Origin of the sequence: Streptomyces roseicoloratus, from assembly GCF_004117935.1 — a bacterium.
GTDB classification, from domain to species: domain Bacteria; phylum Actinomycetota; class Actinomycetes; order Streptomycetales; family Streptomycetaceae; genus Streptomyces; species Streptomyces roseicoloratus.
The window spans coordinates 21159-34391 of the sequence record NZ_SDOY01000119.1; the positions used below are offsets into that span (position 1 = coordinate 21159).

Sequence of the window (13233 nt, forward strand, 5' to 3'; positions counted from 1 at the left end):
CCTTGCGCCCATGCGAAACCGCCCGATCCCCGGCAGTTCCGGCCACGTCCGAGCGATGACCCTGCTCGGCGACCCCGTGCTGCACGCCCCCTGCGAGCCCGTCACCGACTTCGGGCCGGAGCTCGCCCGCCTCGTCGAGGACATGTTCGCGACGATGTACGCGGCGAACGGCGTGGGCCTCGCCGCGAACCAGGTGGGCACGGGGCTGCGGGTCTTCGTCTACGACTGCCCGGACGACGAGGACGTCCGGCACCTGGGCCACGTGGTGAACCCGCGTCTGGTCGAGGCCGACGGCGACGTGATCCGCGGTCCGGAGGGCTGTCTGTCGCTGCCGGGCCTGGAGGCGCCGACCCCGCGCTTCGACCGCGCGGTCGTCGAGGGCGTCCGCCTCGACGGCACCCCGGTCCGCGTCGAGGGCACGGGCTTCTTCGCGCGCTGCCTCCAGCACGAGTGCGACCACCTGGAGGGCGGTGTGTACGCCGACCACGTCACGGGCTGGTCCCGGCGGCGCCTGCTGCGGGCGATCCGCAAGGAGGCGTGGGGGAGCGGCGTGGGAGTCCTGGAGGGCTGAGGACGGGGCCTCCGCGCCGTACCCGCGGGGGCTCCGGCCCGTACGGGCGCGGGCTGCGTCCGTACGAGTGGGGGCTCCGCTCGTACCCGCGCCGTACCCGCGGGCCTTCGCCCGCACCCCGCCCCGCACCCGGCGGCGGGGCTGCCGGGTGCGGCGACGGAACGGGTCTCCTCAGAAGCCCGGGCCGTCCGGGCGGTCCTGGGCCTGGGCCAGGCGGCCCCACAGGACGTCCGCGAGGGCGTGCACCAACTCCTGGCGGGAGCAGGGTCGTTCGCCCAGCCACCAGTCGCCCGCCGCGTGCATCATGCCGACGATGCCGTGGCCCCAGATGCGGGCCTGGGCCTCGCCGCCCGGGCCGAGGTCGATGCGCTCGGCGATGACCTGGCCCAGCTCCTCGCCCATGCGGCGCAGCAGCGGCGCGGAGTGGCGGCCGACGTCGAAGCCCTGCTCGGACTGGTGCGGCTCCTCGGCCGGGTGCATCAGGAAGCGGTAGACCTGCGGCATGGCCTCGATGGAGGCCAGATACGTGTCGAGGGTCGACTCGACCCGGCGGCGCCGGTCGGCGGGCGCGTCGAGCGCCGCCCGCAGCGCCGCGAGCAGGGCGTCGGTGTGGCGGGTGGCGAGCGCCCGGTAGAGGCCGCCCTTGTCGCCGAAGTGGCGGTAGAGGATCGGCTTGGTGATCCCGGCCTCGGCGGCGATGGCGTTCATGGAGGCCTGGGGGCCGTCACGCAGCACCACACGGTCCGCCGCCTCCAGCAGTTCGCGGCGCCGCTGGTCGGCCGGCTTCTGCTGGTCGGTGGTGGTCCGGTGTGTGGTGTCCATAAGCGTGTCTCCCCGCCCGTACGAAATTCCTGAGGCTGTCGCAACGTAACACCCGTGCGGCGGCCGGTGCCGCGCGGCCGTCGCCCGTCGGCCTGCTGCGGGAAGCGTTCCTCGCTGGTTGACAGGCCCTACCCGCCGGTAACACACTGCTGTTACCGCAAGTAACATACCTCCTGGAGGGACCATGGCCGAGTTCACGCTCGAACTCAACGACGACCAGAAGCAGGTGCGCGACTGGCTCCACGGCTTCGCGGCCGACGTGATGCGCCCCGCGGCCGCCGAGTGGGACGAGCGTGAGGAGACCCCCTGGCCGATCATCCAGGAAGCCGCCAAGCTCGGAATCTACTCCCTCGACTTCTACGCGCAGCAGTTCTTCGACCCGACCGGCCTCGGCATCCCGATGGCCATGGAGGAGCTGTTCTGGGGCGACGCGGGCATCGCCCTGTCCATCGTCGGCACCGGTCTGGCCGCCGTCGGCGTCCTCGCCAACGGTACCGAGGAGCAGATCGGCACCTGGGTCCCGCAGATGTACGGCGACCCCGACGACGTCAAGGTCGCCGCCTTCTGCTCCTCCGAGCCCGACGCCGGCTCCGACGTGGCCTCCATGCGCACCCGCGCCGTCTACGACGAGGCCAAGGACGAGTGGGTGATCAACGGCACCAAGACCTGGGCGACCAACGGCGGCATCGCCAACGTCCACGTCGTCGTCGCCGTCGTCGACCCCGACCTCGGCTCCAAGGGTCACGCCTCCTTCATCGTGCCGCCGAACACGCCCGGCCTCTCCCAGGGCCAGAAGTTCCAGAAGCACGGCATCCGTGCCTCCCACACCGCCGAGGTCGTCCTCGAGGACGTCCGCGTCCCCGGCCACTGCCTCCTCGGCGGGAAGGAGAAGCTCGACGAGCGCCTCGCCCGCGCCCGGGAGCGCGCCAGGGCCGCCGGCAACGGCGAGCGCGTGAAGAACGCCGCCATGGCCACCTTCGAGGCCTCCCGCCCCGCCGTCGGCGCCATGGCCGTCGGCACGGCCCGCGCCGCGTACGAGGTCGCCCTCGACTACGCGAAGACCCGCGAGCAGTTCGGCCGCCCGATCATCGACAACCAGGGCGTCGCCTTCCAGCTGGCCGACATGCGCACCCAGATCGACGCGGCCCGGCTGCTCGTCTGGCGCGCCTCCTGGATGGCGACCACCGGCAAGCCCTTCACCTCCGCCGAGGGTTCGATGTCCAAGCTGTACGCGAGCGAGGTCGCCAAGAAGGTCACCGCCCAGGCCATCCAGATCCTCGGCGGCAACGGCTACACGCGCGAGTACCCGGTCGAGCGGATGCACCGCGACGCGGCCATCTACACGATCTTCGAAGGCACCAGTGAGATCCAGCGCCTCGTGATCGCCCGCACGCTCTCCGGCATGCCGATCCGCTGACGCGGCTCCCACCCTCCCGGGACGCACGCCGGGCGGCTCAGACCACGCAGAACTCGTTGCCCTCCGGGTCCCGGAGGACCACCGCGTAGTAGTCCATGCCGTCCGGCTCGTCCATCCTGTACAGCACCGACGCGCCGAGCGCCGTCAACCGGGCCACCTCGCCGTCCACCCGGGACCGGCGCTCCGCGAGCGGCACCGCCCGGCCGCCGCCGACCTTCAGGTCCAGGTGCAGCCGGTTCTTGACCGTCTTCGGCTCGGGGACCTGCTGGAACCAGACCCGCGGCCCGGAGCCGGCCGGGTCCACGATCGACTCGGGGAGCAGCCCGGCGTCGTCGCCCAACTCCTCCTCCGGCACGCCGATCGCCCTCCAGTACGCCCGCCAGTCGGCATGGCCCTCCGGCGGCGGCTCCGGCACGTAGCGCAAGGCCTCCGCCCAGAAGGCGACCAGGCGCTGCGGCTCGGCGCAGTCGATCGTGAGCTGCAGGGTCATCTGGGGTCCGTCCGCGTGTCCGTCCATGCGCCGCAGCCTCCCAGACCCCACTGACAACGGCCCCGCGACGGCGCCCCGCAGCCCTCCCGTCGGGCGGCCCGCGAGCCGTGCCCGGAGACGGCTCCCGCGCCTCCTACCGGCAGATGGCCCCGTGCGGCAGAATCGACCGCGCCACCGACGCTCACGAGGGGGAACAGCACGATGGCGACCACCCACGCCCCGGCCATACCCGAGCTCACCGGACTTCCGCTGCTCGGCTCGCTGCTCGACCTGAAGAACGACTCGCTCGGCACCTTCCTCAAGGCCCGGCGCGACCACGGAGACGTCGTCCGGATCTCCGCGGGACCGCCCGGCTTCCGGGGCGTCGTCCACTGCGTGTTCTCCGCCGAGGGCGCCCAGCAGGTGCTCGCCGGAGACGCCGCCAACTTCCGCAAGGACAACGCCTTCTACCAGGAGATCCGCGAGTCCTTCGGCAACGGCCTGCTGACCAGCCAGGACGGCGACTACCTGCGCCAACGCCGGCTCGTCCAGCCGCTGTTCACCCGCCGCAGCGTCGACACCTACGCCTCCGCCGTCGCCGACGAGGTCGCCCGGCTCACCGACGGCTGGCGCGCCGCGGGCACCGGGACCGTCGACGTCGTCCACGAGATGACCGGATTCGCGCTGCGCGCCGTCGCCCGCATCCTCTTCGGCACCGACGTCGACGCCGCCGTCGGCATCGTCGAGCGCTGCTTCCCGGTGCTCGGCGACTACGTCTCCCGGCGCGGCTACTCGCCGCGCAAGCCACCGCGTTCCTGGCCGCTGCCCGGCAACCGGCGGGCGGCCGTCGCGCACGAGGAGCTGTACGCCGTCTGCGACCGGATCATCGCCGAGCGGCGCGCCGCCGGCCCGGACGCCGTCCAGGGACGCGACCTGCTGACCCTGCTGGCGGCCGCGGGCGACGAGGACGGCGGCTTCGACCCGTCCGAACTGCGCGAGCAGGTCCTGGTGTTCCTGCTCGCGGGGCACGAGACCACCGCCACCTCGCTCGGCTTCGCCCTCCACCTGCTCGGCCGCCACCCCGAGCAGCAGCGGCTCGCCCACGAGGAGCTGGACCGGGTCCTGGCCGGCCGCACGCCCGGCGCCGCCGACCTCGACAAGCTGCCGTACCTCACCCAGGTCCTGAAGGAGGCCATGCGGCTGTTCCCGGCCGCCCCGGCCATCGGGCGCCGGGCCGTCGAGGCCGTCGAGATCGGCGGCCACCTGATCCCGGCCGGCGCGGACGTGATCGTCTCCTCCTGGGTGACCCACCGCCACCCCCGCTACTGGGACGATCCCGAGCGCTTCGACCCGGACCGCTTCCTGCCGGAACGCGAGGCCGGGCGCCCGCGCTACGCGTACTTCCCGTTCGGCGGCGGTCCGCGGGCCTGCATCGGACAGCACTTCTCCATGCTGGAGTCGGTGATCGCGCTGGCGATGATCCTCCAGGAATTCGAGCTGGAGGCGATCGACACCCACGTGCCCGTGGGATCCGCGATCACCCTGCAGGCCCTCGGCCCGGCGCGCTGCCGCCTGAAGCCGCGTACCCCCTGACGGTGCGTACCGGACGCGGGCCGCGCTACGGGCGGGTCGCCACCAGCACCGTGGCGTACAGCTCCTCGTCCTCCAGGATCTCGGCCCCGAGGCCGTGTGCGGTGACCGCCGCCACGGCCTCGCCGGCCTGGCGCTCGCTGGTCTCCACCAGGAGCCGGCCGCCGGGGGCCAGCCACTGTGCCGCCCCGGCCGCGACCCGGCGCAGCACGTCCAGGCCGTCCGCGCCCCCGTCCAGGGCCACCAGCGGCTCGTGATCGCGGGCCTCGGGCGGCAGCAGGGCCACATCCTCGCTCGGCACGTACGGCACGTTCGCGACCAGCACCTCGATCCGGCCGCGCAGCGCGCCCGGCAGCGGCTCGAACAGGTCGCCCTCGTACACCCGGCCGCCGCGCGGCTCGATGTTGCGCCGGGCGCAGCGCACCGCGGCCGGCTCGATGTCGGAGGCGTGCACCTCGGCGTCCGGGACGGAGGCGAGCAGCACCGCGCCCGCCGCGCCCGAGCCGCAGCACAGGTCGACACAGACGGCGCCCGGGCGGGCCAGCGCCACCGCCCGGCCGACCAGGAACTCCGTGCGCCGCCGCGGCACGAACACCCCGCCGTCGACCTCGATCCGCAGCCCGGCGAACTCCGCCCAGCCCACCACGTGCTCCAGCGGCAGCCCGCCGGCCCGCCGGCCGACCATCGCGTCGAGCTCGTCCGGACCGCTCGCGGCCGCCCGCAGCAGCTCCGCCTCCTCCTCGGCGAAGACGCAGCCCGCGGCCCGCAGCCGCTCCACCACCCCCAGGTCAGGCAAGATGCGCCTCGATGGCGTCGACGATCTCCGCGGCCTCCGGCTCGGTGCGCGGCCGGAAGCGGGTGACCGCTCCGTCCCGCCCGATGAGGAACTTCTCGAAGTTCCACTGCACGTCCCCGGCCTCGCCCCCGGCGTCCGCGACCTTGGTCAGCTCCGCGTACAGCGGGTGCCGCCCGGCGCCGTTGACCTCGGCCTTCGCGAGGAGCGGGAAGCTCACCCCGTACGTCGTCGAGCAGAAGGTCTCGATCTCCTCCGCGCTGCCCGGCTCCTGCCCGGCGAACTGGTTGCACGGCACGCCGAGCACGGTGAAGCCGCGCTCCCCGTACGCCTTCTGCAACCGCTCCAGGCCCTCGTACTGCGGCGTCAGACCGCACTTGGAGGCCACGTTGACCACGAGGACGGCCTTGTCGCGGAAGTCCGCGAGGGAGACCGGGTCGCCGGACAGGGTCGTCAAGGGGATGTCGTACAAGCTCATGGAAGGCTCCTTGTCACACCGATGGGGTTTGATCTCAGTATGGGAGACGAACCACTGGCAATCGAGATCGATTCCGCGTCCGCCGAGCCCCGCCGGATCCGCTGCCGCCTCTGCGGCCGCCCCCTGACCGGACCGGAGTCCCGCCGCACCGGCCTCGGCCCGGCCTGCGACGCCAAACTCCACCCGGCGGGCCCGGACATCCGCACCCGCCGTCACGAGGTGGACCAGGACACCCTGCCGGGCACCTGAGGACCCTGCCGCCCGGCAGTCCTACAGCTTCCGGAACAGGCCCTCCTGCACCACCGACACCAGCAGCCGTCCCTCGCGGTCGTAGATCCGGCCCCGGGCCAGGCCCCGGCCGCCCGTCGCGATCGGCGACTCCTGGTCGTACAGGAACCACTCGTCGGCCCGGAAGGGGCGGTGGAACCACATCGCGTGGTCCAGGGACGCCATGTCGAAGCCGCGAGGACCCCACAGCGGCTCGACGGGGATGCGGACGGCGTCGAGCAGGGTCATGTCCGAGGCGTACGTGAGGGCGCAGGTGTGCACCAGCGGGTCGTCGCCCAGCGGGCCCACCGCCCGCATCCACACCGCGCTGCGCGGGTCCCCGTCCGTCACCTCGGCCTTCGTCCAGCGCAGCCGGTCCACGTAGCGGATGTCGAAGGGCTGGCGGCGGGCCATCCGCTCCAGCGCCTCCGGCAGTACGCCCAGGTGGTCGCGGATCTCGTCCGCGAGCTTCGGCAGGCTCTCCGGGTCGGTGAGGTGCCGCGGTGGCAGCTGGTGCTCGAACGCGCCCTCCTCCGGCAGGTGGAAGGAGGCCGTCAGATTGAAGATCGTCCGGCCCTCCTGCACCGCCGTCACCCGCCGGGTGGTGAACGAACGCCCGTCGCGCACCCGCTCCACCTGGTAGACGATCGGCACGCCCGGGCGGCCCGGCCGCAGGAAGTAGGCGTGCAGCGAGTGCACCGGCCGCTCGTCGTCCACGGTCCGCCCGGCCGCCACCAGGGCCTGGCCCGCGACCTGCCCGCCGAAGACCCGCTGGAGCGACTCCTGCGGGCTGCGGCCGCGGAAGATGTTCACCTCGATCCGCTCCAGATCGAGCAGATCCACGAGCCTCTCGGCGGGGTTCGCCACCTTGCTCCTCCTCCAGGGGATGTCCGACTACGGCCCAGGGCGGCCGACGACAGCCGACCGCGGCCGACGGGAGCCGACTACAGCTGTCCGACCGACGTCACACGGACCACCGCGCGGCCCTCCTCGTCCGAGGCCGCCAGGTCCACCTCCGCGCTGATGCCCCAGTCATGGTCGCCGTTCGGGTCGGCGAAGGTCTGCCGGACGCGCCAGAGGCCGTGCTCGGGGTCCTCCTCGATGGACAGCAGCTTCGGGCCGCGCGCGTCGGGGCCGGTGCCGAGGTCGTCGTACTCGTCCCAGTACGCGTCCATCGCCTCGCCCCACGCGTCCGCGTCCCAGCCGGACTCCGCGTCCAGCTCGCCCAGCTCGTCCACGTGGTCCAGGGCCGCCAGCTCCACCCGGCGGAACATCGCGTTGCGCACCAGGACCCGGAACGCGCGCGCGTTCGCGGTGACCGGCTTGACCTGGTCGGCCTGCTCCTGCGCCTCCTCGGCGGTCTGGATCTCCGGGTTCGCCAGCTGCTCCCACTCGTCGAGCAGCGAGGAGTCGACCTGCCGCACCATCTCGCCCAGCCAGGCGATCAGGTCCTCCAGGTCCTCCGTCTTCAGGTCGTCCGGAATGGTGTGGTCCAGCGCCTTGTACGCGCTCGCGAGATAGCGCAGCACGATGCCCTCGGTCCGCGCCAGCTCGTAGAAGGAGGTGAACTCCGTGAACGACAGCGCCCGTTCGTACATGTCACGGATGACCGACTTCGGCGACACCGGGTGGTCACCGACCCACGGGTGTGACTTCCGGTAGACGTTGTACGCGTGCCACAGCAGCTCCTCGAGCGGCTTCGGGTACGAGATCTCCTGGAGCCGCTCCATGCGCTCCTCGTACTCGACCCCGTCGGCCTTCATCGCGCCGACCGCCTCGCCGCGCGCCTTGTTCTGCTGCGCCGCCAGGATCTGCCGCGGGTCGTCCAGCGTGGACTCCACCACCGACACCATGTCCAGGGCGTACGACGGCGACTCCGGGTCCAGCAGGTCGAACGCGGCGAGCGCGAACGTCGACAGCGGCTGGTTCAGCGCGAAGTCCTGCTGGAGGTCCACGGTCAGCCGGATCGTGCGGCCCTCGGCGTCCGGGGTGTCCAGCCGCTCCACGACACCGCCGTCGAGCAGCGAGCGGTAGATCGCGATGGCCCGGCGGATGTGCCGCAGCTGGTTCTTCCGCGGCTCGTGGTTGTCCTCCAGGAGCTTGCGCATCGCGTCGAAGGCGTTGCCCGGCCGGGCGATCACCGACAGCAGCATGGTGTGCGTGACCCGGAAGCGGGAGGTCAGCGGCTCCGGCTCGGAGGCGATCAGCTTCTCGAAGCTGTTCTCGGTCCAGCCGACGAAGCCCTCGGGCGCCTTCTTGCGGACCACCTTGCGGCGCTTCTTCGGATCGTCGCCGGCCTTCGCGAGCGCCTTCTCGTTCTCGATGACGTGCTCGGGCGCCTGCGCCACCACGAAACCGGCGGTGTCGAAGCCGGCCCGGCCCGCACGGCCCGCGATCTGGTGGAACTCCCGGGCCCGCAGCGTGCGTACCCGGTTGCCGTCGTACTTGGTCAGCGCGGTGAACAGCACCGTGCGGATGGGCACGTTGACGCCGACGCCGAGCGTGTCGGTGCCGCAGATGACCTTCAGCAGGCCCGCCTGCGCCAGCTTCTCCACCAGACGCCGGTACTTCGGCAGCATGCCCGCGTGGTGCACGCCGATGCCGTGCCGGACGTAACGCGACAGGTTCTTGCCGAACTTCGTGGTGAAGCGGAAGTTGCCGATCATCTCGGCGATGGCGTCCTTCTCCTCGCGCGAGCACATGTTGATGCTCATCAGCGACTGCGCCCGCTCCACGGCCTGCGCCTGCGTGAAGTGGACGATGTAGACGGGCGCCTGCTTCGTCTCCAGCAGCTCGGTCAGGGTGTCGGTGATCGGCGTGAGCCGGTACTCGTACGACAGCGGGACCGGCCGGGTCGCCGAGCGGACCACTGCGGTCGGGCGGCCGGTGCGGCGGGTCAGGTCCTGCTCGAACATCGACACGTCGCCGAGCGTCGCCGACATGAGGACGAACTGGGCCTGCGGAAGCTCCAGGATCGGGATCTGCCACGCCCAGCCGCGGTCCTGCTCCGCGTAGAAGTGGAACTCGTCCATCACGACCTGGCCGATGTCGGCGTCCTTGCCGTCGCGCAGCGCGATCGACGCCAGGACCTCGGCGGTGCAGCAGATGACCGGCGCGTCCGCGTTCACGGAGGCGTCGCCGGTCAGCATGCCGACGTTCTCCGTGCCGAAGATCTTGCACAGGTCGAAGAACTTCTCCGACACCAGCGCCTTGATCGGCGCCGTGTAGAAGGTGACCTGGTCGTTGGCCAGCGCCGTGAAGTGTGCACCCGCCGCGACCAGCGACTTTCCCGAGCCGGTCGGCGTGGAAAGGATCACGTTGGCCCCGGAGACCACCTCGATCAGCGCCTCCTCCTGGGCCGGGTAGAGCGTGATGCCCCGGTCCTCCGCCCATGAGGAGAAGGCCTCGAAGAGGGCATCGGGGTCGGCGGTCGGCGGCAGCTGATCGATAAGGGTCACGCCCCCATCTTGCCTGGATTCCGCACGGATGAGGGAACCGGCCACCGGATCGAAGATCACGGACGATAGGCTGGCCCGTCGACCGGCCGTGCGGCCGGCGCGCGACCGTGCGTCAACTGGGCGCCGGCGCGCGAGGAATGGGGCGGGGAACGACCATGATGGGACCGGCGCACTCGCTGTCCGGAGCGGCGGCCTGGCTGGGCGTCGGAGCGGCAGCGGCGGCCTTCGACCATCCGATGCCGTGGCCGGTTCTGGTCGTCGGGGCGCTCATCTGCGCCGGTGCGGCCCTCGCGCCCGACCTCGACCACAAGGCCGCGACCATCTCGCGCGCCTTCGGACCCGTCTCGCGGGGGCTGTGCGAGATCGTCGACAAGCTGTCGTACGCCGTCTACAAGGCCACCCGCTCCTCCGCCGACCCCCGCCGGTCCGGCGGCCACCGCACCCTCACCCACACCTGGGTCTGGGCCGTCCTGATCGGCGCCGGCGCCTCGGTCGCCGCCGTGACCGGCGGGCGCTGGGCGGTCCTGGCGATCCTCTTCGTCCACCTCGTCCTGGCGGTCGAGGGCCTGCTGTGGCGGGCGGCGCGGATGTCCAGCGACGTCCTGGTGTGGCTGCTCGGCGCGACCAGCGCCTGGATCCTCGCCGGCGTCCTGGACCAGCCGGGCCACGGCTCCGACTGGCTCTTCACCGGCCCCGGCCAGGAGTACCTGTGGCTGGGCCTGCCGATCGTGCTCGGCGCCCTGGTCCACGACATCGGCGACGCCCTGACCGTCTCCGGCTGCCCGATCCTCTGGCCCATCCCGGTGGGCCGCAAGCGCTGGTACCCGATCGGACCGCCGAAGGCCATGCGCTTCCGGGCCGGCAGCTGGGTCGAGCTGAAGGTGCTGATGCCGGCCTTCATGCTCCTCGGCGGGGTGGGCGGCGCGTCGGCGCTGGGCTTCTTCTAACGCCCGTCCGGCGGGTCGGGGGCGCGGCCCCGACCCTGATCCGCCGGACCGGACCAGGGCCTGTCCGACCCTGATCCGCCGGACCGGACCAGGGTCTGTCCGGTCCTGATCCGCCGGACCGGACCAGGGCCGCCTCTTCCGGAGCTTGGCCGGGTCCGACCCGGATCAGGAAGGAACGGCCTGCCGCGGTCCGCACGGCTCCCGGCCGGGGCGGGCCCTCCCGGATCCCGGCCGGACCCGGGTCGCTCCCGGTCAGCCGTGCGAGCCGCCCGATGCCGAGACCCAGCCGGCCGCCGTCGCGGTCCACGACCGCCTGCACGGCGACACCGACGCCGAGCGGCAGGCCGGCGATGCCGAGCTGCAGGAGCAGGCCCCACAGCAGACACCTCACGTGCCCGCCCAGCTGTTCCCTGCCCAGCCAGGGGAGGAACCGGGAACCCGAGCGGACGTCCGGCACCCCGGGGTCGGCATACGGTAGATCGCGAATCTGCATGATGTTCCCGGCGCTCTCGGCCGATGCCGTGGACCGGTCGGTCACGTGAAGTCGAACCGCTCCAGGCCGGCCCCGCCCGGTCGGCACCGGCAAACGATTTTCCGGCACCCGGGAACACATCCGGCCAAGCCGGGCCCCGCCCTCTGGACCGCGTCCCGAGGCCCGCGCTTCACTCACGGCCCATGAGACAACGGAAGATCATGAGCATGATCAGCGGCCTCACCCTGGCCGCCGGAATGCTGCTCGCCGCCCCCGCGGCGCACGCGGACGAGGCCCCGACCCCGCCGGCCGAGTTCGGCACCGACTGGCACGACCCGGTCACCGCCGCGCCGCCGGTCACCACCCCCGGCACCCGCACCTGCCGGGTCACCCTCGCCGCCGCCCGGTTCCGCGACTTCACGCCGTACAAGGGGAGTTACACCCCGCCGAAGGAGTGCGGCACCCGCTGGAACAAGGTGGTCCTGCGCCTCGAAGGCACGGTGAAGGGCCGCCAGTACGACCGCCTCGGCCACCTCGCCGTCGGCGGCGTCGAGATCCTCCGCACCTCCACGCCCGAGCCCTCGCCCGACGGCATCGCCTGGTCCGTCGAGAAGGACGTCACCCGCTACCGCGAGACCCTCAGCCGGCCGCAGCCCGTCGAGATGCTCATCGGAAACGTCGTCAACGAGACCTACACCGGCGTCATCGACGTCCGCGTCACCCTGACCTTCCACACCGCCCAGGGCGGCGTGCGACCCGCCGCGAACACCCCCGACCGCGTCCTGCCGCTCACCGGCGCCACCCTCACCACCCCGCGCAACACCGAACGGATCCTCGCCGAGGTGTACGCCACCGGCTCCGGCGGCGGCTGCGAGGAGTTCTGGTACCTCACCGTCCCCGACGCCGCGCCCTACTCCTGCAAGGCCACCGACGGCCCGTACCGGGAAGTGCGGATCTCCGTCGACGGGAAGCTCGCCGGCATCGCCGCGCCCTTCCCGCACGTGTGGACCGGCGGCTGGTCCAACCCCTTCCTCTGGTACGTGACCCCCGCGCCGCGCGCCTTCGACGTCCAGCCGATCGTCTACGACCTCACGCCCTTCGCGGCGCTCCTCAACGACGGCCTGGCCCACCGGATCGAGGTCTCCGTGGCCGGCGTCCCCGCCGGCCAGTCCGGCTGGAGCGTCCCCGCCAACGTGCTGCTCTGGCAGGACGAGGGCCGGGCCGTCGTCACCGGCGCCCTCGACCGGCACGAGTCCGGCACCCCGCGCAACTCCTCGGTGCACACGCCCGGTTCGCCCGACCGCGTCGACACCACGGGCGGCCACACCCTGACCGTCGCCGGCCACCTGAACACCTCGCACGGCCGGGTCGCCACCACCGTCACCCGCACCGTCGGCCACAGCTCCACGCACCGCTGGGGCGCCGACGAGAACCCGGACGCGCTCACCGCGCGCTGGACCGACGACGAGACGGTGACCGTCGGCCGGACCGCCACCCGCACCCACCGCGCGTACGTCATGGACGGCGAGATCACCGTCTCGGCCGACAACCGGCTGCGGACGGTGCTGACCGTCGGCGGCCGCGCCTCCGTCGACGTGGTCCGCGCCGGCGAGCGGCTGTCCTGGTCCCGGCTCGACGACACGTACACCGGCGACGCCGCCTTCACCCTCGGCGTCCCGCGCGAGGAGCGGCACGCGGTCGGCACCAGCACCGAGCGCTACCGCCGCTACGGCTCCGACGGCTGCTACGACCGCTCCCTGACGACCGTCCAGGGCACCCTGGTCGAGGACCTGCGGCGCTGCTGAACCCGACCGGGAGGTGCCCGGGGCGGGCCGCCGCCTTCCTGGTGACGCATGTCCGGACGAGCACCCGAATCTGCGACCGACCGTCCGCCTCCGGAACCCTGACGAGCGCGTCGTCCCCTACGAGGTCATGCGCGGGTACCTGGG

12 protein-coding genes and 1 pseudogene are annotated in these 13233 nt (G+C 72.6%); 6 read left to right on the plus strand and 7 right to left on the minus strand.

Annotated features, from left to right (window positions below; genetic code table 11):
* Positions 1-10: 10 nt before the first annotated feature.
* Positions 11-571, plus strand: coding sequence for a peptide deformylase (gene def, locus ESG85_RS17215; protein WP_128980277.1), 561 nt, complete (start codon positions 11-13; stop codon positions 569-571).
* A gap of 171 nt (positions 572-742) precedes the next feature.
* Here def and ESG85_RS17220 read toward each other — a convergent pair whose 3' ends face one another.
* Positions 743-1393: a TetR/AcrR family transcriptional regulator gene (locus tag ESG85_RS17220; RefSeq protein WP_128980279.1), complete on the minus strand. Its 651-nt coding sequence runs from the start codon at positions 1391-1393 to the stop codon at positions 743-745.
* Positions 1394-1577: 184 nt separating this feature from the next.
* Between ESG85_RS17220 and ESG85_RS17225 the strand changes: the two genes are divergently transcribed.
* Entirely contained in the window at positions 1578-2810 is a 1233-nt protein-coding gene (locus ESG85_RS17225; RefSeq protein WP_128980281.1) for an acyl-CoA dehydrogenase family protein, read from the plus strand.
* Between the two features lie 37 nt (positions 2811-2847).
* On the opposite strand, the gene ESG85_RS17230 is transcribed toward ESG85_RS17225, so the two are convergent.
* On the minus strand, positions 2848-3327 hold the full coding sequence (locus ESG85_RS17230) for a VOC family protein (protein WP_128980283.1): 480 nt from the start codon (positions 3325-3327) through the stop codon (positions 2848-2850).
* 174 nt (positions 3328-3501) lie between these two features.
* Between ESG85_RS17230 and ESG85_RS17235 the strand changes: the two genes are divergently transcribed.
* Entirely contained in the window at positions 3502-4872 is a 1371-nt protein-coding gene (locus ESG85_RS17235) for a cytochrome P450 (protein ID WP_128980286.1), read from the plus strand.
* A 25-nt stretch (positions 4873-4897) separates the two neighbouring features.
* On the opposite strand, the gene ESG85_RS17240 is transcribed toward ESG85_RS17235, so the two are convergent.
* Both ESG85_RS17240 and ESG85_RS17245 read right to left on the minus strand, forming a co-directional pair.
* Positions 4898-5665, minus strand: a complete 768-nt coding sequence (locus tag ESG85_RS17240) for a putative protein N(5)-glutamine methyltransferase (protein ID WP_128980289.1) — start codon at positions 5663-5665, stop codon at positions 4898-4900.
* Positions 5658-6140 (minus strand): glutathione peroxidase, encoded by a 483-nt coding sequence (locus ESG85_RS17245; protein WP_128980291.1) that lies wholly within the window; start codon positions 6138-6140, stop codon positions 5658-5660. Before ESG85_RS17245 ends, ESG85_RS17240 begins: the two co-directional genes overlap by 8 nt.
* Positions 6141-6179: 39 nt before the next feature.
* Between ESG85_RS17245 and ESG85_RS17250 the strand changes: the two genes are divergently transcribed.
* Positions 6180-6389: a DUF6011 domain-containing protein gene (locus ESG85_RS17250; RefSeq protein WP_128980293.1), complete on the plus strand. Its 210-nt coding sequence runs from the start codon at positions 6180-6182 to the stop codon at positions 6387-6389.
* 21 nt (positions 6390-6410) lie between these two features.
* Here ESG85_RS17250 and ESG85_RS17255 read toward each other — a convergent pair whose 3' ends face one another.
* Together ESG85_RS17255 and ESG85_RS17260 are read right to left on the minus strand one after the other, a co-directional pair.
* Positions 6411-7274 (minus strand): acyl-CoA thioesterase, encoded by an 864-nt coding sequence (locus tag ESG85_RS17255; RefSeq protein WP_128980296.1) that lies wholly within the window; start codon positions 7272-7274, stop codon positions 6411-6413.
* Between the two features lie 77 nt (positions 7275-7351).
* Positions 7352-9925 (minus strand): DEAD/DEAH box helicase, encoded by a 2574-nt coding sequence (locus ESG85_RS17260; protein ID WP_128980297.1) that lies wholly within the window; start codon positions 9923-9925, stop codon positions 7352-7354.
* 95 nt (positions 9926-10020) lie between these two features.
* Here ESG85_RS17260 and ESG85_RS17265 point away from each other — a divergent pair, with 95 nt between their 5' ends.
* Positions 10021-10812: a metal-dependent hydrolase gene (locus ESG85_RS17265; protein ID WP_128980298.1), complete on the plus strand. Its 792-nt coding sequence runs from the start codon at positions 10021-10023 to the stop codon at positions 10810-10812.
* A gap of 253 nt (positions 10813-11065) precedes the next feature.
* On the opposite strand, the pseudogene ESG85_RS35930 reads toward ESG85_RS17265, so the two are convergent.
* Positions 11066-11305: pseudogene (locus tag ESG85_RS35930) on the minus strand (ABC transporter ATP-binding protein); the annotation flags it as partial.
* 182 nt (positions 11306-11487) lie between these two features.
* Between ESG85_RS35930 and ESG85_RS17275 the strand changes: the two are divergent.
* Positions 11488-13089: a peptide-N4-asparagine amidase gene (locus ESG85_RS17275; protein ID WP_342781357.1), complete on the plus strand. Its 1602-nt coding sequence runs from the start codon at positions 11488-11490 to the stop codon at positions 13087-13089.
* Positions 13090-13233 lie beyond the last annotated feature (144 nt).